This window comes from Rhodopseudomonas sp. BR0C11 (genome assembly GCF_010820945.1).
In the GTDB taxonomy this organism is placed as follows: Bacteria; Pseudomonadota; Alphaproteobacteria; order Rhizobiales; family Xanthobacteraceae; genus Rhodopseudomonas; species Rhodopseudomonas palustris_H.
Map to the genome: position 1 here is coordinate 17,481 of NZ_QTKI01000004.1, position 22,596 is coordinate 40,076.

At 63.2% G+C, this 22,596-nt stretch carries 22 protein-coding genes and 2 tRNA genes; 9 read left to right on the forward strand and 15 right to left on the reverse strand.

The features are described 5' to 3' along the window. Positions 1-7: 7 nt before the first annotated feature. Positions 8-898, reverse strand: coding sequence for an NAD-dependent epimerase/dehydratase family protein (locus DYI24_RS01260; protein ID WP_164570960.1), 891 nt, complete (start codon positions 896-898; stop codon positions 8-10). 198 nt (positions 899-1,096) lie between these two features. Continuing rightward, complete coding sequence (locus tag DYI24_RS01265) at positions 1,097-2,200, reverse strand: glycosyltransferase (RefSeq protein WP_164570974.1); 1,104 nt, start codon at positions 2,198-2,200, stop codon at positions 1,097-1,099. A gap of 603 nt (positions 2,201-2,803) precedes the next feature. Between DYI24_RS01265 and DYI24_RS01270 the strand changes: the two genes are divergently transcribed. After that, positions 2,804-3,196 (forward strand): hypothetical protein, encoded by a 393-nt coding sequence (locus DYI24_RS01270; RefSeq protein WP_164570961.1) that lies wholly within the window; start codon positions 2,804-2,806, stop codon positions 3,194-3,196. Here DYI24_RS01270 and DYI24_RS01275 read toward each other — a convergent pair. After that, positions 3,128-4,099, reverse strand: coding sequence for a GDP-mannose 4,6-dehydratase (locus DYI24_RS01275; protein ID WP_164570962.1), 972 nt, complete (start codon positions 4,097-4,099; stop codon positions 3,128-3,130). The two genes, DYI24_RS01270 and DYI24_RS01275, sit on opposite strands and share 69 nt — an antisense overlap. A 287-nt stretch (positions 4,100-4,386) precedes the next feature. Between DYI24_RS01275 and DYI24_RS01280 the strand changes: the two genes are divergently transcribed. Continuing rightward, positions 4,387-4,728 (forward strand): hypothetical protein, encoded by a 342-nt coding sequence (locus DYI24_RS01280; protein ID WP_164570963.1) that lies wholly within the window; start codon positions 4,387-4,389, stop codon positions 4,726-4,728. A 33-nt stretch (positions 4,729-4,761) separates the two neighbouring features. Here DYI24_RS01280 and DYI24_RS01285 read toward each other — a convergent pair whose 3' ends face one another. The 3 genes from DYI24_RS01285 to msrA all read right to left on the reverse strand — a co-directional run bounded on the left by DYI24_RS01285 (position 4,762) and on the right by msrA (position 6,393). After that, positions 4,762-5,007: a hypothetical protein gene (locus DYI24_RS01285; RefSeq protein WP_164570964.1), complete on the reverse strand. Its 246-nt coding sequence runs from the start codon at positions 5,005-5,007 to the stop codon at positions 4,762-4,764. Positions 5,008-5,237: 230 nt separating this feature from the next. Then, entirely contained in the window at positions 5,238-5,654 is a 417-nt protein-coding gene (msrB, locus tag DYI24_RS01290) for a peptide-methionine (R)-S-oxide reductase MsrB (protein ID WP_164570965.1), read from the reverse strand. A gap of 28 nt (positions 5,655-5,682) precedes the next feature. Continuing rightward, complete coding sequence (msrA, locus tag DYI24_RS01295) at positions 5,683-6,393, reverse strand: peptide-methionine (S)-S-oxide reductase MsrA (RefSeq protein WP_164570966.1); 711 nt, start codon at positions 6,391-6,393, stop codon at positions 5,683-5,685. A gap of 309 nt (positions 6,394-6,702) precedes the next feature. Here msrA and DYI24_RS01300 point away from each other — a divergent pair. The 4 genes from DYI24_RS01300 to DYI24_RS01315 all read left to right on the forward strand — a co-directional run bounded on the left by DYI24_RS01300 (position 6,703) and on the right by DYI24_RS01315 (position 11,574). Beyond that, positions 6,703-6,777 (forward strand) — tRNA-OTHER (locus tag DYI24_RS01300). Between the two features lie 175 nt (positions 6,778-6,952). Beyond that, positions 6,953-10,282 (forward strand): carbamoyl-phosphate synthase large subunit, encoded by a 3,330-nt coding sequence (carB, locus tag DYI24_RS01305; protein WP_164570967.1) that lies wholly within the window; start codon positions 6,953-6,955, stop codon positions 10,280-10,282. Positions 10,283-10,505: 223 nt separating this feature from the next. Beyond that, positions 10,506-10,982 carry a transcription elongation factor GreA gene (gene greA / locus DYI24_RS01310; protein WP_011159607.1) on the forward strand — a complete coding sequence of 159 codons (477 nt, stop codon included), beginning with the start codon at positions 10,506-10,508 and terminating at the stop codon, positions 10,980-10,982. Between the two features lie 181 nt (positions 10,983-11,163). Beyond that, positions 11,164-11,574: a DoxX family protein gene (locus DYI24_RS01315; RefSeq protein WP_107345748.1), complete on the forward strand. Its 411-nt coding sequence runs from the start codon at positions 11,164-11,166 to the stop codon at positions 11,572-11,574. Between the two features lie 36 nt (positions 11,575-11,610). Here DYI24_RS01315 and DYI24_RS01320 read toward each other — a convergent pair whose 3' ends face one another. Beyond that, positions 11,611-12,093 carry an Lrp/AsnC family transcriptional regulator gene (locus DYI24_RS01320; protein WP_011159609.1) on the reverse strand — a complete coding sequence of 161 codons (483 nt, stop codon included), beginning with the start codon at positions 12,091-12,093 and terminating at the stop codon, positions 11,611-11,613. A 256-nt stretch (positions 12,094-12,349) separates the two neighbouring features. On the opposite strand from DYI24_RS01320, the gene trxB reads away from it, so the two are divergent. Both trxB and DYI24_RS01330 read left to right on the forward strand, forming a co-directional pair. Next, positions 12,350-13,315, forward strand: coding sequence for a thioredoxin-disulfide reductase (gene trxB, locus DYI24_RS01325; RefSeq protein WP_107356737.1), 966 nt, complete (start codon positions 12,350-12,352; stop codon positions 13,313-13,315). Between the two features lie 8 nt (positions 13,316-13,323). Continuing rightward, on the forward strand, positions 13,324-14,247 hold the full coding sequence (locus tag DYI24_RS01330) for a LysR family transcriptional regulator (protein WP_164570968.1): 924 nt from the start codon (positions 13,324-13,326) through the stop codon (positions 14,245-14,247). Positions 14,248-14,563: 316 nt separating this feature from the next. On the opposite strand, the gene DYI24_RS01335 is transcribed toward DYI24_RS01330, so the two are convergent. The 8 genes from DYI24_RS01335 to DYI24_RS01370 form a co-directional block, all read right to left on the reverse strand. Further along, entirely contained in the window at positions 14,564-15,238 is a 675-nt protein-coding gene (locus DYI24_RS01335; RefSeq protein ID WP_107356738.1) for an AAA family ATPase, read from the reverse strand. 209 nt (positions 15,239-15,447) lie between these two features. Then, positions 15,448-15,825 carry a hypothetical protein gene (locus tag DYI24_RS01340; protein WP_164570969.1) on the reverse strand — a complete coding sequence of 126 codons (378 nt, stop codon included), beginning with the start codon at positions 15,823-15,825 and terminating at the stop codon, positions 15,448-15,450. Between the two features lie 93 nt (positions 15,826-15,918). Continuing rightward, positions 15,919-16,254 carry a hypothetical protein gene (locus DYI24_RS01345; protein ID WP_164570970.1) on the reverse strand — a complete coding sequence of 112 codons (336 nt, stop codon included), beginning with the start codon at positions 16,252-16,254 and terminating at the stop codon, positions 15,919-15,921. A 157-nt stretch (positions 16,255-16,411) separates the two neighbouring features. Then, a complete protein-coding gene (locus tag DYI24_RS01350; RefSeq protein WP_164570971.1) occupies positions 16,412-16,642 on the reverse strand; it encodes a hypothetical protein in 231 nt (76 codons plus the stop codon). Between the two features lie 222 nt (positions 16,643-16,864). Beyond that, the gene (gene cpaB / locus DYI24_RS01355; protein ID WP_164570975.1) at positions 16,865-17,677 is read right to left on the reverse strand and encodes a Flp pilus assembly protein CpaB; all 813 of its coding nucleotides are present in this window, start codon (positions 17,675-17,677) and stop codon (positions 16,865-16,867) included. Positions 17,678-17,911: 234 nt separating this feature from the next. Next, positions 17,912-17,988, reverse strand: a tRNA-His gene (locus DYI24_RS01360). A gap of 175 nt (positions 17,989-18,163) precedes the next feature. Further along, positions 18,164-18,595: a phasin gene (locus DYI24_RS01365; protein WP_164570972.1), complete on the reverse strand. Its 432-nt coding sequence runs from the start codon at positions 18,593-18,595 to the stop codon at positions 18,164-18,166. 223 nt (positions 18,596-18,818) lie between these two features. Continuing rightward, positions 18,819-19,202 carry a phasin gene (locus tag DYI24_RS01370; protein WP_107345756.1) on the reverse strand — a complete coding sequence of 128 codons (384 nt, stop codon included), beginning with the start codon at positions 19,200-19,202 and terminating at the stop codon, positions 18,819-18,821. Between the two features lie 324 nt (positions 19,203-19,526). On the opposite strand from DYI24_RS01370, the gene DYI24_RS01375 reads away from it, so the two are divergent. Beyond that, positions 19,527-22,596, forward strand: a 3,070-nt coding sequence (locus DYI24_RS01375; RefSeq protein WP_164570973.1) for a PAS domain-containing protein, incomplete at its 3' end; no start/stop codon positions are given.

Consider the following 22,596-nt stretch of genomic DNA (forward strand, 5'->3'; position numbering starts at 1 on the left):
TTCGTCGTCATCCTCCAAACACGTCGCGAAGCCCCGCGGCGAGGCCGATTTTGGGCCTCCATCCCGGCAATGTCTCACCGAGCCACGGATTGAATACTTCGTTTAGTCTGTAGGGTTTGCCGCCCCACTTGATCGAGAACGACAAATCGCACACTCGTTCGATCAATCCAACAAGGTCACGCAAGCTCATTCTTTCGCCTGAGCTGACCGCGTAAGTCCGAAGCGCAGGATGAGCCGATTCAATCAACAGATCTGCGGCCCGCAGATAGGCCGACGTGACGTCTTCGACATGGACGAGGTCGATGATCTGCTCGCCAGGAGTCATCTTGATCTCTCGACCATCACGCGCAACTTCCTTCAGCAAGTTGACAAGCTTCTTGCGCGGATCGCGCGGTCCGTAGGTATCGAACAAGACAAGACAGATCACGTTGATCGAACCGGCATCGACGTAATATCGAAGAATGTCGCGGGCCGCCTGTTTTGTAGCAGCGTAGAGACAAACAGGCTGATATTCATCGGCTCCGGAACGATGCTGCCAGAACGTTTCAGTTGTCACGAGCCTCGTCACGCCAGTCCGCATCATTGCCTCTGCCAACTGAGTGGACAACAGGACGTTGCTGGCGATCATCTGTTCAACGTCATTTGGAAGATGATCGGAAGACGCTTGCGCCGCGAGATGGAAAACCACGTCGGGCTTTGAGGCGGCGAGGATATCCAGCATCTGCTCCGTCGCCCCGCTATGCCGCTGAACCGAAATCCTCGCTGCCACGTCCGACAACAGAGCCAATGACGACTGCGGCCGCAAGATGACGTGGACATCCCAGCCGTCGGCCAAGAGCCTTGCGACGAGACATGACCCGATAAACCCTGAGGCGCCGGTGACGAGTGCGCGTTTCATGTAGGAGACACAACAGCTGGTAGAGCTTCGCAGCCCGCGGAGACGCCGTCTACCGCAGTAGGGCGGTGAAGACAACGAGACGATCGAGCGCTTCGAAGCGCGGAAGGCTCGTCTGGCGGCTAAATCTCATCGCCCAATCGAGACCCAGCGAGGTCGTAGAGGAAGCCGTCGCCTCGATCAAGTGCCGTGGGATACAACTCAATCGACCCGTCTGGTCGAGATCCCAACAACGTCCAGGTAGAGCGCCTTATAAGCCTGGGCCATGTCGCCCGCGGTGAACAACTGCTCGTACCGTCGGCGGGCGTTTTCTCCCATTTGAGCGGCGGCATCGGGCGCCGAAGCGAGACGGATCATAGCTTCCGCGAGCGCGGCGGGATCGGCCGGAGGCGCCACCAAGCCGGTTTCCCCATGAATATTCACAAACGTTGTGCCAGTTCCGATCTCGCACGAGATCAACGGCTTTCCGGCCCGCGCCGCTTCGATCAATGCGATGCCGAAGGCCTCGGAGCGCAAATGTGACGGTAGGATAAGCCCACGACACAGGGATAGCAGCGCTTCTTTGTCTTCATCGCTCACGGCACCGACAAAGACCACGTTTGGCGGAACATCAATGAGGTGGCGCCCCCCACCACCGACGACCACAACCGGCAAGCCGCTCATTCGAGCCGCCTCTAAGAGGAACGGCAGCCCCTTATAGTAACGCAGCGCACCAACGAAAAGAAAAAAATCCTTACCAACCCGATTCAGCCACGAGCGGATCGCGACATCGTTCGGCGGCACACGGTCAGCGATTCCGATCGGGATAACGGTTGTCTTCGAAGCAAACCGTCGAAGGACCCCGCTCGTCGACGCATATTGAGGAGACGTTGCGACAATCCGGTCGACCGAGTTCAAAAAGCAACGCTGAAGCGGTTGGTAGAGCCATCCCAGAACGCGTTGTTTCACAACGTCTGAGTGGTAGGTAACGATACTTGGCACCTTGCGCATTGCTGTCAGGTGCAGCAGGTCGGCCAAAGGCCACGGAAAGTGATAGTGAACGAGATCAACGTTCCGAATCAGCGCATTAAAACGCCTGAACACCGACACTGATAATCCAGTCGACGCGATGAACAAATCCTGCTTCGCTTGGTGGGTGATGTGGCTTCCAGTCAATATCGGGGTATCACTTGGGGTATCCGACAGGCAGAGGACTTGAGTTTCGACGCCGCCCCCCTGTAATTGCTCGGCAATTTCATAGATGACCCGAGGAACGCCGGTGCAATTGTCGGGCAAATAAGTCTTGTAAACGTGGAGGACCCTCAACCTGGACGAAGAGAACAAACTAGGCTCCTTAACGCGTGGGCAACGTGAGCTTAGACAAAGCGCGATTGGCTACTAGCTAAATCCCTCGGAACTCGGTCACAACCTTCGACTCTGCAGAGTTTAGCATTTTCCTCTTTGCGAGAGGCAAAGTCGCCGTACCGGATGTTGCGAACCTTCCGGTCTCACAGTTTTCCAGTCTTGACCGCCAGGGGGGCGCGCGCAAGTTCTTACGATTGTCCCGGCGCTGTTCTGCCGCCGACCAGCTCAGCAACCGCCCACGCTTCACGAGACGCAACCAGGCTCGGAGATCGGGGTTGCGATTTACATCCAGCTCGAGCCGGCGCAGCAGGACGCAAGTTTCGCAATATTGGTGGGAGTTACAATCGACAAACAACCTGAGGTGGAATCGATCATGCTGGCGTTGGCCGTCGAACAGGTGCGCGCGACCCCGATGCGTTCATCGCGGCCTGCCGCGACGGTCTGGCAGAGTTCCTTTCGTTCGTAAGACTCGGCGTCGGCTGCACCATCCCTTCTACGAAAGATCGCCATGTTTCCGACGTCGCAGCCGCTTTGACAGCCAGCACTTGCTAGTCCGAGCCGATTGTGAAGCACACCGGCTTTCGCAAGTATGACGCGCGCTGGCTGTTCGACCAGGAGATAAAACCTGACGCTGTACAGGCGCTCGGCATGGAGCGCGACACGCTGATCGGCGAATTCGATAAGGTGGTGGTAGCCTGCGACAGCGCCCCCCGGGGCGCTCGGCCGAAGCTGATGGAAGCGATCGACTACGAGGTAGTTTCCGGACTAGCCGCGGGGTCGAAAGTAGGCATCGCAGCGAACGCACGACATGTTCTAAGCCGTCAACGTCGTGCCGCCAGCGTAGTTCGGCACTATATCGCACGATCTGATGACGCCTACAAGCAAGAGCTACTTGCCGTCGAGATGCCTCGCTTGCAGCTCGCTTTCGGCCAGACGACGAATCCCATCAACCATTAAGATCTGGGCTTTCCAGCCCAGATTGGACGCAGCCTTACTGGGGTCGCCCGCGCTGTGCATAATTTCATTAGGCCGAAAGAGAGACTGATCAATTTCGACGTGGTGCCGCCAATCGAGCCCGAAATAAGCGAATGCCTCGCTAACAAAACTCTCCAAAGTATTGGTCTGCCCTGTAGCGATCACATAGTCATCAGGAGTATCCGCCTGCAGCATTAGATGCATCGCTTCAATATACTCAGCAGCCCAGCCAAAATCACGGGTGACAGCCAGATTACCTAGACGCAAGCAGTCGATCTTCCTCTCAGCGATGTCAGCGGCGCCAGCGACAATCTTACGCGTGACGAAGCGCCGAGGCCTCAATACCGAATCGTGATTGAAAAGAATCCCTGAGCACGCAAATAGTTTGTAGGCCTCTCGATAGTTGACAACTGTCCAGAAAGCAGCCGCCTTGCCCACTCCGTAGGGACTCCGAGGATTGAACGGCGTCAATTCGTTGGCGTGATTGAGGGTATTGCCAAAGCACTCGCTGGAGCAGGCGTTGTAGAGACGCGAACCGAGCTTCAATATCCGAATTGTTTCCAGAATATTCAGCGGCCCAAAGATGGACGAATCGAGGGTTTCGACCGGTTGCTCGAAGGAAAGCCCCACGGACGATTGGCCTGCGAGATTATAGATTTCGTCTGGAAGGCACTCCGATACAACCTGCAGGATGCTGCGAAAATCCGTCAAGCTGGCAGAATAGAGTCTCACTTTGTCGCGGATTCCAAGGGCAATGAGATTCCTGAACGAAGTGACTTCTTTGTCGCGGGACGTCCCTATCACCTCATAACCCAGATCAATCAAATGCCGGGCGAGAAGAGAGCCGTCCTGGCCGGATATTCCGAAAATCAAGGCTCGCTTCATAACAGTAGACCATCAGACTTTGCGCAGGGAGCTGGAGCAGGGGAGACCTTGTAGAATAGACAGTCATCTCCAGGAACCCTTCTGTGCGACAGTTTGCAAGACCTACCTGCGAAAGAAGAGCGTTCTGGGCACCGACGTTCTGCTCCTCAACCAGGACACCTCGACAATCCTGGGCGGCGTGTGCCAGAGAAATCGAGCAGGCTAGCATCGTTGCATCGCGAGCAGCCCTGGGATTGCCTTCGACTGCCCGGCACGGAGACAGAGTCATTCGGTATCATGCGCTCTTAATGCGATCCGTGGTCGCCACGGCGTGCTTCGCCCTCGCCGGCTGCTCGTCGATTCTCGATGCGTTACCGGATGGCGGCGACAAGGCGCCGAAGGCGGCGGTGATGGCGGTTGATCTGAAGAAGGTCGGCGATGAAGCCAAGCTACCGCAGCCTTGGGAGATCGCCGGTCCGATCGAGGCCGATCCGGTCACCGTCACACCCTGGATCGTCTGCCTGCGCAGCAAGGCACCGGATCAGGCGCGGCAGACCTACGCACTGTTCTACAAGAGTGGAAAGCTCGAGACCTATCGGTTTGCCGCGATCGTCGATCGCTGCGACATTCAGAGCTTCAGGGCGTTCTAAAACAGATCCCCTGCTGGCGCGGACGCGTTTCGATCACGACGCCCGGCGCTGCAGCGGATACTCGTCGCTCTCGTAAAGCGTGCGGATGCCCTTGTGGTCGAAGCGGGCTTCGTCGACCTGCAGATAGGCGCCGTTCAGGCAATCCGCCGGCAACTCCTCGATCGCGTAGCGCACCGCTTCGGCCGCCTTGCTGAAGCGGCGATAGGCGACGCCGGTCCGGCGTTTCTTGCGGATCGCTGCGGGAAACAGTTCGGCGGCGGTATCGTAGCTGAACGCCATGGTGGAAGTGGCCTCCTGAATAGGGTGATGGCCACACGGAAGCGATCTTGATCGGCACCGGCGGCTTCAATTCCGACCCACTTCATATAGGCACGATGCGCGGATTTGCGACTCAAGGTCGCCACGATTGCGCTATCTGAATGAATTCGCTTCGCTTTTGTAAATTCCACAAACAAGAAGCGGGCGCCAAGGACGCCCGCTTCGCTGATGATCGTGCCAATTGCGACCCGCTATTTCGGCTGGAGCTTCAGCGCCGCCGAATTGATGCAGTAGCGCAGCCCGGTCGGCCCGGGGCCGTCGGGAAACACGTGGCCGAGATGGCCGCTGCAGCGCGAGCACAGCACCTCGGTGCGGATCATGCCGTGACTGACGTCGCGCTCCTCGTCGATCGCACCCGTCGCCGCTGGCGCAGTGAAGCTCGGCCAGCCGCAGCCGGAATCAAACTTGGTATCGGACTCGAACAGCGTCTGGCCGCAGCCAGCGCACAAATAGGTGCCGGGCCGCGTCTCGTATTCGTATTCGCCGGTGTACGGCCGCTCGGTCGCCTTCTCACGCAGCACGGCGTACTGCATCGGCGTTAGCTCCTTGCGCCATTCGGCTTCGCTTTTCTGAACCTTGCCGGGCCTCGTGGTATTGGTGTCGGCCATCGTTCCTCCTGAACCGTCGAACCCACCGTCAGTTGGTGGCCTTGACGCTGCTCACCAGCGTCGGCTTGTCGAGATACTCCGTCGGAAACAGTTTCTTCAGGGCCCCGATCTTCGGCAGGTCGTTGTACGCAATATAGGGCTGAGTGGGGTGCAACGTCAGGTAGTCCTGGTGGTAGGCTTCCGCAGCATAAAAGCCCTTCAGCGGTCCGACCTTGGTGACGATCGGCGCGCCATACACCTTGGCGGCGTCGAGCTGCGCAATATAGGCGTCGGCAATCCGCTTCTGCTCGTCGCTGGTGGTGAAGATCGCCGAGCGATATTGCGGCCCGGTGTCGGGCCCCTGGCGATCGAGCTGCGTCGGATCATGCGCGACCGAGAAATAGATCTGCAGCAGCTTGCCGTAGGAAATCCGCTTCGGATCGTATTTGACCTCGACCGCCTCCGCATGCCCCGTCGTGCCGGTCGAGACCAGCGGATAGCTCGCGCTCGCCTTGCTACCGCCGGCATAGCCCGACAGCGCATTGACCACACCGGCCGTATGCTGGAACACGCCCTGCACGCCCCAGAAGCAGCCGCCGGCAAATACGGCGGTCTGAATCCCGCCGGCCTCTTTGGCATCGAGCTGCGGCGGCGGGATCACCACCGGCTCCTCGGCCGCCCGAGACGGTCCGAGAGCGGACCACGCCAGCGCCCCCACAACGGCGGCGCAGAGAGCAAGGCGACCAAATGGAGCGCGCATAAGCTGTCCTCGCGAGGTTGAGGCCGAGGCCATCGGCCTGGCTGTTGCGCTCAAGATACGGGGCTCGCGCCGGCCTGTTACGCAGCCACGGACACGAGTTCGTGACTGCAGCCCGCACCAGAAGGGAGGCCGCAACGCCGCGAGCCCGAGACACTTCGGTACTTTTGCACCGCGGCGGACGCCCGCCCCCGCCGGACGCCGCTCTGCCCGGCCCCAATCCTAAATGACCAAAGCCCAAAGGCCGCATTGCATTAAGGATAGCCGCGCTCCGGGCTGGATCACCCCTTCGTGAAGTGCCAAGATGCGCTCGGCCCGGTGGCGGAAGATTAACGCGGGGGCGGTGCAACGCTCTTTTTCCTGGTTCAAGTCCAGGCTGGGCCTCCAGATCTTGCCGAAATTGCCGGTTGACGGGCGACTCGAAGGCCTTTCGCCGCCCGGGAAACTGGTCTAAGACACCTCCCGCGCGCCTGGGACGGCCCGGCGCTTGAAGACCTGAGGGACGCGCGGCTGCGCGCCCTTTTTTTGTGCCCGCGATTTCCGCCCGCGTCAGCGAGATTTGATGCCCAAACGAACCGACATCTCCACCATCCTCATCATCGGGGCCGGTCCCATCGTGATCGGCCAGGCCTGCGAATTCGACTATTCCGGCACGCAGGCGGTCAAGGCGCTGAAGCAGGAGGGCTATCGGGTCGTCCTGGTCAACTCCAATCCGGCGACGATCATGACCGATCCGGAGCTGGCGGACGCGACCTATATCGAGCCGATCACCCCTGAGATCGTCGCCAAGATCATCGAGAAGGAGCGCTACGTCATCCCCGGCGGCTTCGCGCTGCTGCCGACGATGGGCGGCCAGACCGCGCTGAACTGCGCGCTTTCTCTGCGCAAGCTCGGGACGCTGGAAAAGTTCGACGTCGAGATGATCGGCGCCACCGCCGACGCCATCGACAAGGCCGAGGACCGCGAGCGGTTCCGCGAGGCGATGACCAAGATCGGGCTCGAAACCCCGAACTCGCGCCAGGTGAAGAGCTTGCCCGACGCGCTGCGCGCGCTCGACGAGATCGGCTTCCCGGCGCTGATCCGGCCGTCGTTCACGATGGGCGGCACCGGCGGCGGCATCGCCTACACCAAGGCCGAGTTCATCGAGATCGTCGAACGCGGCATCGACGCCTCCCCGACCAACGAGGTTCTGATCGAAGAATCGATCCTCGGCTGGAAGGAATACGAGATGGAGGTCGTGCGCGATAAGCACGACAACTGCATCATCGTCTGCTCGATCGAGAATCTCGATCCGATGGGCGTGCATACCGGCGATTCGATCACCGTCGCGCCGGCGCTGACGCTGACCGACAAAGAATACCAGATCATGCGCGACGCCTCGCTGGCGGTGCTGCGCGAGATCGGCGTCGAAACCGGCGGCTCCAACGTGCAGTTCGCGGTCAACCCGGATGACGGCCGGCTGGTCGTGATCGAAATGAACCCGCGGGTGTCGCGTTCGTCGGCTCTGGCGTCGAAAGCCACCGGTTTCCCGATCGCCAAGGTCGCCGCCAAGCTGGCGGTCGGCTATTCGCTCGACGAAATCGCCAACGACATTACCGGCGGCGCAACGCCGGCGTCGTTCGAGCCGACGATCGATTACGTCGTCACCAAGATTCCGCGGTTCGCCTTCGAAAAATTCCCCGGCGCCTCCGCCAACCTGACCACCGCGATGAAGTCGGTCGGTGAGGTGATGGCGATCGGCCGCACCTTCCAGGAGAGCCTGCAGAAGGCGCTCCGCGGCCTCGAGAGCGGGCTCACCGGTCTCGATGAGATCGAAATCGAAGGGCTCGGCCGCGGCGACGACAAGAATGCGATTCGCGCGGCGCTCGGCACCCCGACGCCGAGCCGGCTGCTGCAGGTCGCGCAGGCGATGCGCCTCGGCTGGTCGGATGAAGAGATCTTCAACTCCTGCAAGATCGATCCCTGGTTCCTGGCGCAGCTCCGCGGCATCGTCGACATGGAAGCCCGGGTCCGCGACGCGGGCCTGCCGGATCATGCGTTCGGCATGCGCACCCTGAAGGCGATGGGCTTCTCCGACGCCCGCCTCGCCGTGCTCGCCAACACCACCGAGGCCGAGGTCAAGGCCAAGCGCCGCGCGCTCGGCGTCCGCCCGGTGTTCAAGCGCATCGACACCTGCGCGGCGGAGTTCGCCTCGCCGACCGCCTACATGTATTCGACCTACGAGGCGCCGTTCGCCGGCCCGGCGTCGGACGAAAGCCGGCCGTCGGACAAGCAGAAGGTGATCATCCTCGGCGGCGGTCCGAACCGGATCGGCCAGGGCATCGAGTTCGACTACTGCTGCTGCCATGCCTGCTTCGCGCTGCACGACGCCGGCTACGAATCGATCATGGTCAACTGCAACCCGGAAACGGTGTCGACCGACTATGACACCGCGGACCGACTGTATTTCGAGCCGCTGACGGCCGAAGACGTGCTCGAGATCATCGACACCGAGCGCTCCAACGGTACGCTGCGCGGCGTGATCGTACAGTTCGGCGGCCAGACGCCGCTGAAGCTGGCGCGCGCCCTTGAAGCCGCCGACGTGCCGATCCTGGGCACCTCCCCGGACGCGATCGACCTCGCCGAAGACCGCGATCGCTTCAAGCGCATCCTCGACAAACTGCGGCTAAAGCAGCCGAAGAACGGCATCGCCTACTCGGTCGAGCAGGCCCGCTTGGTCGCGGCCGAACTCGGCCTGCCGCTGGTGGTGCGTCCGTCTTACGTACTCGGCGGCCGCGCCATGCAGATCATCCGCGAGGACAATCAGCTCAGCGATTACCTGCTCGGCACCCTGCCCGAGCTGGTGCCGGGCGACGTCAAGGCACGCTATCCGAACGACAAGACCGGCCAGATCAACACCGTGCTCGGCACCAACCCGCTGCTGTTCGACCGCTATCTGTCGGACGCGACGGAAGTCGACGTGGACTGTCTGTCGGACGGGAAGGACACCTTTATCGTCGGCATCATGGAGCACATCGAAGAGGCCGGCATTCACTCCGGCGACTCCGCCTGCTCGCTGCCGCCGCACTCGCTCAGCGCCGAAACCATCGCCGAGCTGGAGCGCCAGACCCGCGAATTGGCTCTCGGCCTCGACGTCGTCGGCCTGATGAACGTGCAGTACGCCATCAAGGACGGCGAGATCTACGTGCTGGAGGTCAATCCGCGCGCGTCCCGTACCGTGCCGTTCGTCGCCAAGGTGATCGGCATGCCGGTCGCCAAGCTCGCGGCGCGAATCATGGCGGGAGAGAAGATCGCCGACCTCGGCCTGAAGAAGCGCACGCTCGACCATGTCGGCGTCAAGGAATCGGTGTTCCCGTTCGCGCGCTTCCCGGGTGTCGACACCGTGCTCGGCCCGGAGATGCGCTCGACCGGCGAAGTGATGGGCCTCGACCGCTCGTTCGAGGTCGCCTTCGCCAAGAGCCAGCTCGGCGGCGGCACCCGCGTGCCGCGCAAGGGCACCGTGTTCGTATCAGTCCGCGAAAGCGACAAGGCGCGGATCCTCGACGCCGTGAAGCTGCTGCACTCGGTTGGCTTCAGGGTGATCGCCACCTCCGGGACCCAGCGCTATCTGGCGGACCACGGCGTGCCCGCGGAGAAGATCAACAAGGTGCTGGAAGGCCGTCCGCACATCGTCGACGCCATCATGAACGGCGAAGTGCAACTGGTGTTCAACACCACTGAGGGACCGCAGGCGCTGGCCGACAGCCGGTCGCTGCGGCGCGCTGCCCTCTTGCATAAAGTTCCCTATTACACCACTCTTTCGGGCGCGGTGGCTGCCGCAAAGGGCATCCGGGCCTATTTGGATGGGGACCTTGAGGTCCGGACCCTGCAGAGCTACTTTTCCGAAAGCTGATCGTCGCCCGGCCCGAGCGGCCGGCTATCGACTGACAGGCCGTCAGGCCGGGGAACCCGCCCGCATTGGAATTGTTCTCTCCGGCGTTTGCCGGACAGCTCTGGTGCCGTTTTGAACCGACTTCGGACGCCGCACAGGCGCGGCGCCGCCGTAAACACCCGACGACGTTGCGGGCGAGCAGGGTTCGGCGATCCGCAACGTATTCTTGAAGGATGAAGAGACGATGGTCGAAAAGATACCGATGACTGCGAGCGGGTACGCCGCACTTTCGGACGAGTTGAAGCATCGCCAGTCGGTGGACCGTCCGCGCATCATCGAGCATATCGCCGAAGCGCGCTCCCATGGCGACCTCTCGGAAAATGCCGAATATCACGCGGCCAAGGAAGAGCAGTCCCACAACGAGGGCCGGATCAACGAGCTCGAGGACAAGCTGGCGCGCGCGGACATCATCGACGTCAGCAAGCTGTCGGGCGACACCGTCAAGTTCGGCGCCACCGTCACCTTGATCGACGAGGACACCGAGAAGAAGGCGGTGTGGCAGATCGTCGGTGAGGCCGAAGCCGACGCCAAGAAGGGCAAGATCTCGATCACCTCCCCGCTGGCGCGGGCGCTGATCGGCAAGAAAGCGGGCTCCTCGGTCGAGGTCGTGGCCCCGGGTGGCGCCAAGGCTTACGAGATCGCCAAGGTCGAGTGGCGCTGACCAGCGCACACCGCCAACGAAACGAAAAAGCCGCGCTTCGCCGCGGCTTTTTTGTTGCCCGAACTCCAGCGGCTCACGGTGAATTCAGTCGCTGGTGCCAGGGTGTTGCGGCAAGGTTCCGTACGGTCGGCGGCATTCTTGCTCGGCCGTGACTGCCCCACCTCGAGAATCAGGATCGTCCATGAATCAGTCGTTCGCGCGCTGGCAGCCGTTTGCCCTGAGCCTGCTCCGCTTCATCACCGGTTTGCTGCTGTTTCAATACGGCGTGGCCAAGCTGTTCAAATTTCCCGCTGTGCCGATGTTCGCCAAGGTCGAGCTGTTCTCGCTGTATGGCGCGGCGGGCAGCCTGGAGCTGATCCTCGGCGCGCTGCTGATGCTCGGCCTGTTCACCCGCCCGGTCGCCTTCATCCTGTCGGGCGAGATGGCGTTCGCGTATTTCCTCGGCCACGTCTTCAAGGGCGCAACGCCGGTCTGGCTGCCGCTCCTGAACGGCGGCAGCCTGGCGATCGCGATGTGCTTCACGTGCTTGTACTTGGTGACGACGGGCGGCGGACCGATCAGCCTCGACCGCATCCTGCGGCGCGATCGCTGACACTGCAGCAGCGCTGAAACGATCGCGGCGGCGGCTTCAGGTCGTCGCCGCCTTCAGCTCCAACGGCACCGCGGCGGCGTATTTCGAATTGCGCAGGACTAGGGAGGTGCGGACGTTGCGGACGTGCGGGGCGGCGGTGAGATGGGCGACAAAATTCTGGAACGTCGCCATGTCGGGCGCGACGCATTTCAGGATGAAGTCGACTTCGCCCGACAGCATCCAGCACTCGCGTACCAGCGGCTCGTTGCGGACGAATTCCTCAAACCCGCGCAGGTCGGCCTCGGCCTGGCTCGACAAATGCACCGAGGCGAACACCGTGACGTCGAAACCGAGATGCGCCGGATCGAGCAGCCCGCGATAGCCGAGGATGTAGCCCTCTTCCTCCAGCGTCCGCACCCGCCGCAGACACGGCGGCGGCGAAATCCCGACCCGTTTGGCCAGTTCGACATTGGTGATTCGGCCGTCGTCCTGAATTTCCTGCAGGATCTTGAGGTCGATCTGGTCGAGGCTCTTGGTCACGCTGGTGCTATTCCCGCAAGGCGGATTCGGCTTAGAAACAGCCTCTCTTAGCGCACCCCGCGAAATTTGGGTAATTTTATTTCGCGATGCTCACAGCTCGTTTTCTATTCTTGGTGGGAAATCCTGCACGGAGGTATTGCAAATCTTGCATAGCTCGCCAAATAACATAGACTTCTGTCTGATCTTCCGCCCATTGGCGATGCCCCAGCCAGGCCTTTCCCTGCGTCGCGCCGCCCTCAGTTTCGGGGACTGATTCATGCCGAGTCCGGTTCAAGCCAAGGTCGTGATCATTGGATCCGGGCCCGCCGGTTATACCGCCGCGATTTACGCCTCTCGCGCGATGCTGGAGCCGATCCTGATCCAGGGCATGCAGCCCGGCGGTCAGCTCACCATCACCACCGACGTCGAGAACTACCCCGGCTTCGCCGATGTGATCCAAGGCCCATGGCTGATGGAGCAGATGGAGAAGCAGGCGCTGCATGTCGGCACCCGGATCAAGACCGACCTTGTGGTCGATCTCGACCTCAGCCAGCGGCCGTTCCGGCTGACCTGCGACAGCGGCGACGTCTATCTGGCCGACACGCTGATCCTCGCCACCGGCGCTCAGGCGCGCTGGCTCGGTATTCCGTCCGAACAGACCTACAAGGGCTTCGGCGTCTCGGCCTGCGCCACCTGCGACGGCTTCTTCTATCGCGGCAAGGATGTCGTGGTGATCGGCGGCGGCAACACCGCGGTCGAGGAAGCGCTGTTCCTGACCAACTTCGCCGCCAGCGTCACCATCGTGCACCGGCGCGACCACTTCCGTGCCGAACGCATCCTGCAGGACCGGCTGTTCAAGCATCCGAAGATCAAGGTGATCTGGGACGTCGCGGTCGACGAGATCTGCGGCGCGGAGAACCCGACCAAGGTCACCCACGTGCGCCTGAAGAACGTCAAGAGCGGCACGACCAGCGAGGTCAAAGCCGACGGCGTGTTCATCGCGATCGGCCATGCTCCGGCGACGGAGCTGTTCAAAGACCAGATCAAGCTCAAACCGTCCGGTTATGTCGAGGTCGCGGCGAATTCGACCGCAACCTCGGTACCTGGCGTGTTCGCCGCCGGCGACGTCGCCGACGAGACCTACCGCCAAGCCGTCACCGCAGCCGGAATGGGCTGCATGGCGGCTCTCGAAGCCGAACGCTTCCTGGCGCTGCGCGCCGGCGACCGCCAAGCGGCCGAATAACTCTCTGGATGGCGCGACACCGCGACGGGTTCACCGATATGGACTGGGATAAGCTGAAGGTCTTTCACGCCGCTGCCGAAGCGGGGAGTTTCACCCATGCCGGCGAGCAGCTTGGGCTGTCGCAGTCGGCGGTGTCGCGGCAGGTCAGCGCACTGGAGCAGGAGCTCTCGGTGTCGCTGTTTCACCGCCACGCCCGCGGCCTGATCCTCACCGAACAAGGCGATCTGCTGTTCCGCACCGCGCATGACGTGTTCATGCAGTTGCAGGCGGCCCGCGCCAAGCTCACCGACAGCCGCGAGCGGCCGAGCGGCGACCTCAAGGTCACCACGACGCCGGGGCTTGGCATTCACTGGCTGGTGCCGCGGCTCGGCGAATTCACCGCGCTGTATCCAGAGATCCGGATCTCGCTGATCGTCACCGACGAAGAGCTCGACCTGTCGATGCGCGAGGCCGACCTCGCGATCCGCACCCGCAAGCCGACCCAACCCGACCTGATCCAGCGCAAGCTGTTCTCGATCGGCTTCCACGCCTATTGCTCGCCGGAATACATCAAGAATTTCGGGACGCCGCGGACGCTGGAGGATCTCGACAATCACCGGCTGATCATGCTGAGCGACAGCCAGGTGCCGCCGCATCTGCAAAACCGGAGTTGGCTGATCGAAGCCGGGCGTAACGGCATGGGTCCGCGCGAGCCCTACTTCAAGGTCAACAACATCCTCGGCCTGGTGCGCGCCTGCCAACAGGGTCTCGGGATCGCCGCGCTGCCGGATTACCTGATCGAGGACACCAACCGTCTGGTGCAGTTGTTCGGCGAGGAAGATTCAATCCAGCTCGACACGTACTTCGTCTATCCGGAGGAATTGAAGACGGTGGCGCGGGTGCAGGTGTTCCGCGACTTCGTGGTCAACAAGGCGCAACGCTGGCCGGGCTGATTTGTCGCTCCCGGGGCTCCGCATGTCTGACATGCGGGGGGCCCGCTTGCCGGGCCGCCGGATCGCGGATCAAATCGTTCTCACGTTGAGGGGTCGCGCTGCATCAAGTCCCCCTCCTCCAGTGGCGCGGCGGCTCAGCTATCCCTCTTGGAAGGTGATTGTGTCGGCCTATCAGGCCAAAGACCTTAGACCGGGCTCTTCGTGGGCCCGGTTTTTTTCTGCGCAATCATCTGTCCGCGCGCACGCGGCGATCGGTCGCAACAACTCATGAAAAAACGCGCGGGTGGCCGCGCGCTGCAGTCGTGTTGGTTTGCGATCAGGCCGCTTGCTTGTGCATGCCGGAATTTCCGGCCCCGCGGATCGCCTTCACCGAGCGTTCGATCGCCGCCCAGAGCCGGTTGATCTCGTAAGCCGCGCGGCCTTCGGCGGCGTATTCCCGGGCGCCCTGGCCTTCACCGAGCGCCATCAGAAGATCGGCACGATTGGTGATCTGCCCGCCCCAGACCGGAGCCTTGAACTTGGCCAGCGCATCGCGCGCGATGGTGACGATCCGGCTTTCGACCTCGTCACGCAGCGCCGGGGCGCCGTTGAGCACCACCGCGTAGGGCTTGCGGTGCGAGCGGCAGGTCTGGATCGTATCCTGCACAGCGTTGACGTCGAACACGCCGGGCCGCGCCGGAATGATCACCATCGTGGCGTTGCGGATCGCATCGTCGACCACCGCAGACAGGTTCGGCGGCGTATCAACGAAGATCCATTCGATGCCATCGCGCTTAGCGGCGGCCACGATGTCGGTGATCGACCGCGTTGCGGTCCGCAGCGGCGGCTCGTTGGTACCGCGAAGTTTGTGCCACAGCGTCAGCGAGCCCTGCGGATCGGCATCGATCAGCAGACACGGACGCGAGGCTTTATGGACCTGTGCAGCCAAGTGAGCAGCCAGGGTACTTTTTCCCGAGCCGCCTTTACGCGAAGCAAAAACGATGACGTTCATACCCTGGCCTCCCGATTGACCTTGGCGGCAAAGTGAATCAGCTCGTTGATTCGTGAAAGATAAAATTGCAGGCAGTGATCATCGCCTCGCCAGATTGTAGCGATCGGCTGGTTTTTGAGTCACACCAGTTCCGGGATTGACGCAGCGCACAGGCTCTCATTGAGTCCCGAAGACGGTTTTTGAATAGCGGCTTGATGACACGCTGCTGATCAGGCCGCGGTCTTGGCGGATGTATCAGAGCCCGCCGTCTGCTGATCAGCATCGAACGGCTTAGTATCCGCACCACGGCCGCGTTGCCGCTCCAGCCATTTGCGCTCGATCCAGTTCAGTGTTTGTGCGGTCGGCTTCTCCAGCGCCGGCACGTCCTGGGCGATCAGCACCATGCCGAGCGGCAGCATCCATAAGCCCAGGACAGGCAGGAAGCTCAGCATGCCGCCGCCAACCAGGGCGACGCCGAGGGGCAGCCGGACGTACTTTGATGACGGCCGCCGCAGCCAGCCGACGAAATGCGCCGGCCGGGGTGGTAGCTTGGACTCGAACCACTGCAGATGGCGGTCGAGTTCGGCGCGGTGATCAATCTCTGTCACAAAGCTCTCCTCAGGCGCGAGATATGCGCGTCGATTTCGGCACCAACGCGGCAAGCTGTCGCGCAGATCCCGGAACCGCGGAGGCTTTGTCAGTTACTGCCGCTCGCGCTTGTGAGGTTTGCGGGGCTTGAGGCCGGTTGGTTTGCGGCGCACGGCCTCGTTTGTCTGCATCGCCACCGGCGTCGGCCCGAAGTGTGCGCGGCAGGCGGGTGTGAGCTGCGCTTTGTTCTGCACCATGCAGACGGTGATCCGGTCGACGTCCGGAACGAACGCACCGCACAACCGCATCGCGTCGCCCGTACACGCCTGCTGCTGCTCGGCGGTGTAGGCCAGCGCTGAACCTGCAATCAGTGACAAACCAAAGCTGGCGGCCAGAACAAGACCATGACGACGAACGACGCGCGGCAAGATCGAATGGGTCGAGATCATGGATGGCCACCCCTGCTGTGCTGACGTTTCCCCGCAGGCGTTCGGCCGCCTTGTTGTTATTTGGCTGACCGGCGGAGTGTGCGTGAGGCGCGAGGAATTCGCAAGCAGCGCGCGAGCCGGCTCTGCGCGACAAGGCTGGACGCCAAGAGGCTGGACGCTAAGCTTCGTTGGCGCCGACGCCGCGCTGGTCCAAAGCGGTTTGCCCCGCCACGGTGAGACGATAATGGCACTGCCCGGCCGGATCGCCGGAATGACTGACGGCCACCAGGCCATCCGAAACCAGCCGGTCGAGTTCGAGACGCTGGCCCGCATTGAGGTCACGGCCGGCTATCCGGGCCACATCCACCAACACGGCAATCGCCTGATCGCTTAATTCCCGGTCGGTCATGCCGGCTCCCCGCGCTTTGTTTCGCTTCAAGCAACGTGACCGTCCGCCATTCCGTTCCGAACGGAATGCCACAACGCGATGGCGGCCGCCCGCTCAGGAAGCGGCTGGCAGGGGGACGATCTCGGCAGGTGGTTTTGGGCTAATTCCGTCGCCGCCTAGCGCCGGCAAGGCGGGACGGCCCACCTTGGTAGGCTCACCGCCTCGTGGGGGTTCTTGGAAGGCTCACCTGCGTTCGCAGAGAGGCGCGCAGCTGTAGAGCTCTTTGTCCGTGCCTTTGTATATCGTGATCTGCTTGTCGCCCTGGTCCGATGCCTCGGCCACAAGCCGGGCATCCGCGATGCTGCGCAGCGCGAGCGACAGCGTGCCGGACTGCCGGGCCCGCGTCAGCACCTCGGCTTGATCGCCTGTGAGCTCGAGGGTCGCCGTCTTGCCGATCACGTTGTTCTGCCCTTCCCGCTCCTTGGGCAGCTGGTCGATCGCGAGCACACGCACATTCGTCAGGATCGTCGTCGACGTCACCGTGTCCTTGGCGCCGGGAATGTCGGAGCTCTTGTCACGCTTGGTCAGGATCACGTCGACTTTGTCGTTGGGAAGAATGAAGCCGCCGGCGCTGGTCTCCGGCGAAATCTCCGTCGAGACGGCGCGCATGCCGGTCGGCAGGATCGCCGCCATGAAGCCGGAGCCGTTGGGCTTCACCAGTTTGACTTCGCGGATCGGCTCGCCGGCAACGAACGGCGAGCGCGCGATTGTCCCGGCGAGAAACGCTTCGGTGTTGGGCATCTTGTCGCGACGGAGAAAGTGCTCGCTGGCGCTATCGGCCGGCCAGCTCTGCCACCGGACATCCGAAGGCGTGACGAGCTGTCCAAGCGCGATATTCGATTTCGCGACGAGAACATCGACGGTCTGGAGCTGCGGAGTCGGCTCCGCGACCTGGCGGGGTCGCTCCGAGTCCGAACTGCTCGCCAGGAACGCGGCAGCAGCGCCGGCGGCGAGAGCAATGCCCAAAACGACAATGCGCGGCTTACTCAGGCGCATCCGCAAACTCCGGTTACTAAACTCAACGCAACTTGTCGCAATCTTAGGTCGGGGCGCATCAAGATAGAGTTAAGGTGAATACGAAGAATCTCCCCGAAACGGTATTATGGGAGTGTTGCATAGCCACGAGTCCGCACACGCGATCTCGGGCGCGTGGGGGCAGGCCAAGCGCGTCGGTCCGCTCGATTTCGGCGGCTGGGCGGCTGATCGATCTGAAAAGAGGGATTTTAGGAGTGGTACAGTTGGGTGGGCTCGAACCACCGACCTCCTGTTCCACAGACAGGCGCTCTAACCAACTGAGCTACAACTGCATCCGGCGCGGCCGAGGTGGCCCGCGAACGGGCGGAAACTAGGTGCAACGCCGCGCTTTGGCAAGACCGTGTTCGGCTGCAAAACCAATGTCGGGGGTACTGTCGACAACAACCTTCCGACGACAAAGCCCGGGCGCATGGCCCGGGCCCTGAAAAAATTGAAAACCGGGCCGGATCAGGCGGCCGGCTTGAAGATCTTCGAGGCGTTGGCCTTGATCGGCTCGACCGTCTCGGCGGCGACCTTCTGGGTCAGCTCGGTGAGCTCTTTGGTCTGCGCGGTCAGCGTCTCGATCTGCTTCTTGGCGTGGGAGGTCCACAATTCCATCACGTCCGGCAGGGTCTTGGCGCCGATCAGGCTCTGCGCGAAGTCAAAGCTGGCGCTGGTGTTGGTCTTCACGAAGTCGAACACCTTGGTCGAATAATCGGTCGCGCCCTTGCTGGCTGAGGTGAAAACCGCCTCGATGGTGCCGTTCTGGGTCTCGGCGACGTCCTTCAGCTTGGCGTAGCTTTCGCGGGCCTGCGACACGCCCTTTTCGGCGAAGGCGCGGACCTGCTCCGGAAGCTGGAACGGCATCACGGTGGAAAACGGATCGCTCGAGTCGGCCATAGGGGCATCCTTCGCTGGTGGGGCAAATCCAAGTGACCCGCGCGAGCGGCCTGCGCAATCTTCAGGCTGGACGCCGAGCCGGGACGACCGAGGCCGTCCATTCATCACAAAATACCACAGAAATTGTGCAATGCAACATAAAATTGCATTGCACTGCCACATTTCGCGCCATGGGCGTGGTGGGCGGGGCCGGTGCCCCGCCGGGCCGATTGGACGTAAAGGCTCAGCTCTTCGGCTTGGCCACGTCCTGAGCCGCCTTGGTGACGACCTGGCCGAGCTCGCTGGCCTGCTCGGCAAGCGCTTTCATCTGCGACTGAACGTATTCGGTGTGCACCCGCATCACGTCGCCAAGGTCCTTGGCGTGGACAAGCTGCTGGGCGTAGTCGAGCGCCGCATGAACGTTGCGCTCGGCGAAGCTGACGGCGCGGCCGGTAATCTCCTTGGCGTTGGCCCGGGCGGCGGCGCCGCGATCTTCGATGGTGGCGGCAGTCTGTTGGGCGCTGGACAGCATGTGCTCGAACGCCTTGCGGGCCTGATCGAACCCGGCCTCGGCCATCGAGCGCATTTCCTTGGGAATCTCGAACCGATCACGCTCTTCCTGATCCATCGTCAGCTCCTTCCGCCTGTTACGCCGCTGCTCGACCCGGCGCCGAAGACCTTACCGACCTATCGCATCGCCGGTGTGACCGGCGGATGTCGACTAGCGCATCGTGACCGATCGTCATGGTTTTGCAACCTTCCAACGCGATCAGGGCTTTCCAGGTCCTCAGGCGTGGCCAAATTAAGGTTATCGGCGCTTAAGACGGGATAGCCTCATCGCAAACGTGGACCTAACGGGAGCCGCTGGCGATAATGAATTGTTAAGGTTCTCAGGCCCCGCGCTCTGTCGGCCACAGGCGCAACCGCTGGCGAGCCGGGCGTACGAGTAGCGATGACGAACTGGGACTTTCAATTGCGAGGGGTCGACGATCCCCGGCTCGCGGTGCACGCGACCCGGACGTTGCCGGCGTGGCTGTGGTCGACCGACGGCAGCCGCGTGCTCTGGGCGAACCCGGTCGCCGCCCGGCTGTTCGGCGCCGCCAACGCCGCAGAGCTCGCCGGCCGCAGCTTCCGTCCCGCCGATCCGCATCGCCGTCAGGTCGCCCAGCTCGCCGCCAAGCTGCCGCAGAACGGCGCGACGCGGCTGGAACGGCTGCGCGGCTTCGGCGCCCCGCTCGGCGCGCTGGTGACCAGCGCCTGCACCCGGCTGTTTTTCGCCGATGGCAGCGCCGGGGTTCTGATCGCCGCCGCAGAATCGATCGGTCGCCCGATGCCATTGATCGACCGGTTGCGCGGTCTGGTCGAAGGCGTCGACACCCCGATCGCAGCTTTTGCCAGCGACGGCCTGTTCGTCGGGTCCAGCGCCGCCGCGCGCACGCTGCTCGGCTTCCGCAATCTGAGTGAAGCCGGTCTCGACCAGGCGCGCGCCGACGCGCTGCGGCTCGGCCGCGCTGAGACGCCGATCGGATTTGGCCATCTGGTGCTGCAGCGGGTCGGCAGCGGCGCGGATGTTGGCCTGATCGCGCTGCTGGCGCCGGGCACGACGACCGAGCCTGCTCCGCAGCCAAAGACCACGTCTCAAGAACCGCAGCCTCAGACCGATCCAGATCCACAGCTTGAAGCCCAGCATCCCACGGCCGTTGAGGCGCCGGTCGAGCCCGCCACGCAGGCCGAGCCGACTGTCGAAGCTCCGCACGCTGCTGAGCCTGTGGCAAAGCCGATCGCGGTCACCCAGGATGCAGAAGACGAGTCCAGCGCGACGCAGCCGCCCGTCGAACTGGAGAGCAATCCAGCCCCCGCATCCGATCAGCAGCCGGCCGAAACCGAGGCGGCAACGGCTGAGCCCGACTACGAGACCTTCGCAATCCTGAGCGAAGCGCCTGCCGAATTCACGCTACTCGACGACGTCGCACCTGCTGCCGAGGCGCAGCCGGCATCGACCGAGCCGCAGCTGCACGAGGTCGATACCAACGCGCCGCCTTCGCCGCCGGTTGCTCCTGTCGAACAGCCCGCCGCCGAGGTGGTCTCAGTCGATCAGCCTGTCGCGCCTGAAACGTCGCATGAGCCCTCGCCTTACATCGAGGCCGTCGCCGATGAGCCGGCAGCACCGGACGTCGCCGCGAACGACCAGCAGCCGGCCACCGAACAATCCGCGGCACCCGAGCAGGCCGCTGCAGAGCCGGCGGCAACCGACGCTGCACCCGCCGTCGACACGCCGCACGAACTACCTGCGCCGCGCCGGCATCCGCTGCGCTTCGTTTGGCAGATCGATCTGGCCGACCGACTGGCGATCGCCTCCGACGAATTTCTCCGCCTGATCGGCCCGCACACCGCCGCCAATCTCGGGGAGCGCTGGAGCGAAGTCGCGGACCGGCTCAGGCTCGATCCGCAAGGTCTCGTCGCGGCCGCACTTGCCACCCGCCACACCTGGAGCGGCATCACCCTGCAATGGCCGGCGGACGGCGCCGCGCTGCGGCTGCCGATCGAAATGTCCGGCCTGCCGGTGCAGGATCCGAGCGGTGCCTTTGCCGGCTATCGCGGCTTCGGCGTCTGCCGCGATCTCGCCGCGCTCGATTATCTCGCTGCGCTACGCCGGCACGGCTCGAACGAACCGCCGCCCCAGCCGCTATCGGCCGATCGCGCGCCGCATTCCCCAGCTTCAGACCAGGCCCCTGCTCTGGACCCGCTCCTGAACCCCTTGGACACGCCCGTGGATACCCCGAAAAACGTCCTGCCGTTCCGCGCCGCCAACGACGCGCGTGCGCCGTCGCTGACCCCGGGCGAGAACAGCGCCTTCCACGAACTGGCGCAGCAACTGGCAGCCCGGCTCGCAAGCGAGACTCCGCCGACCGCCGATGCTCCATCGATTGCCGACGACGAAGTTGCGGCGGAGCAGGAAACGGCACCGACCGAGACGCCGGACGCCCCGCGCGCGGAGTGGCTCGCGCCGGCGCCCACACCGGCAAGCGGCGCCAGCGCGCGCGACCGCCTGCTGCTCGATCTGATGCCGGTCGGCGTGCTGATCTATCGGCTCGACCGGCTGCTCTATGCAAACCCCGCGTTCCTGGCGCGGATGGGCTTTCCGAGCGTCGCCGCGCTCGAAGAGGCCGGCGGCCTCGATGCGCTGTATGTCGACTCCGGTGTCGGCGATTCCAGCAGCAGTTCGGAGACCGGCACGCCGATCACCATCACCGCCGCGCAAGGCGGCGACGCGGCCCCGACCGAAGCACGGCTATTCACGATCGCCTGGGACGGCGATCAGGCGCTGGCGCTGATCTGCTCGCCCGCCCCTGCACCGACCGCCGTGGCCGAATTGCCGTTCGCGCCGGCGACTGCGCTCGAGGATGCGCCCTCGGTGGTCGGCGCCGCGAACGCCGAAGAACTCGGCGCGATCCTCGACACCACCGCCGAAGGCGTGCTGATGTTCGACGAAGCCGGCCAGATCAGCGCCGCCAACCGCAGCGCGGAAGCGCTGTTCGGCTACGACGGCGACGCGCTGGCGCAGCACAATCTGATCGAGCTGTTCGCGACGGAAAGCCGCGCCGCCGTGCTCGATTACTTGGACAGCATCAAGAGCGGCCGCGCCCAGAGCGTGCTCGACCACGGGCTCGAAGCGCTCGGTCAGGTGCGTGAAGGCGGGCTGTTTCCGCTCAGCATGACGATCGGCCGGACCCGCGCCGACGGGCCGAATTTCTTCGCCGTATTCCGCGATCTGTCGCAGGTCCAGCGCACCGAGACCGAACTGAACCAGGCGAAGCGGCTCGCCGAACGCGCCGCCGGCGCCAAGGCGGACGTGCTGGCGCGTCTCAGCCACGAGATCCGGGCGCCGCTCAACGCGATCATCGGCTTTGCCGAAGTGATGATCGAGGAGCGGTTCGGCCCGCTCGGCAACGAGCGCTATGTCGATTACTTGAAGGACATCCGCGCTTCGGGCGAACGCGTCATCGGCATCGTCGACGATC

Coding starts and splice junctions, on each gene's coding strand:
- DYI24_RS01260 (WP_164570960.1), bottom strand. CDS start 898: ATGAAACGCGCACTCGTCACCGGCGCCTCAGGGTTTATCGGGTCATGT.
- DYI24_RS01275 (WP_164570962.1), bottom strand. CDS start 4,099: ATGAAGCGAGCCTTGATTTTCGGAATATCCGGCCAGGACGGCTCTCTT.
- DYI24_RS01280 (WP_164570963.1), top strand. CDS start 4,387: ATGCGATCCGTGGTCGCCACGGCGTGCTTCGCCCTCGCCGGCTGCTCG.
- DYI24_RS01285 (WP_164570964.1), bottom strand. CDS start 5,007: ATGGCGTTCAGCTACGATACCGCCGCCGAACTGTTTCCCGCAGCGATC.
- msrB (WP_164570965.1), bottom strand. CDS start 5,654: ATGGCCGACACCAATACCACGAGGCCCGGCAAGGTTCAGAAAAGCGAA.
- msrA (WP_164570966.1), bottom strand. CDS start 6,393: ATGCGCGCTCCATTTGGTCGCCTTGCTCTCTGCGCCGCCGTTGTGGGG.
- carB (WP_164570967.1), top strand. CDS start 6,953: ATGCCCAAACGAACCGACATCTCCACCATCCTCATCATCGGGGCCGGT.
- greA (WP_011159607.1), top strand. CDS start 10,506: ATGGTCGAAAAGATACCGATGACTGCGAGCGGGTACGCCGCACTTTCG.
- DYI24_RS01315 (WP_107345748.1), top strand. CDS start 11,164: ATGAATCAGTCGTTCGCGCGCTGGCAGCCGTTTGCCCTGAGCCTGCTC.
- trxB (WP_107356737.1), top strand. CDS start 12,350: ATGCCGAGTCCGGTTCAAGCCAAGGTCGTGATCATTGGATCCGGGCCC.
- DYI24_RS01330 (WP_164570968.1), top strand. CDS start 13,324: ATGGCGCGACACCGCGACGGGTTCACCGATATGGACTGGGATAAGCTG.
- DYI24_RS01335 (WP_107356738.1), bottom strand. CDS start 15,238: ATGAACGTCATCGTTTTTGCTTCGCGTAAAGGCGGCTCGGGAAAAAGT.
- DYI24_RS01345 (WP_164570970.1), bottom strand. CDS start 16,254: ATGATCTCGACCCATTCGATCTTGCCGCGCGTCGTTCGTCGTCATGGT.
- DYI24_RS01350 (WP_164570971.1), bottom strand. CDS start 16,642: ATGACCGACCGGGAATTAAGCGATCAGGCGATTGCCGTGTTGGTGGAT.
- cpaB (WP_164570975.1), bottom strand. CDS start 17,677: ATGCGCCTGAGTAAGCCGCGCATTGTCGTTTTGGGCATTGCTCTCGCC.
- DYI24_RS01365 (WP_164570972.1), bottom strand. CDS start 18,595: ATGGCCGACTCGAGCGATCCGTTTTCCACCGTGATGCCGTTCCAGCTT.
- DYI24_RS01370 (WP_107345756.1), bottom strand. CDS start 19,202: ATGGATCAGGAAGAGCGTGATCGGTTCGAGATTCCCAAGGAAATGCGC.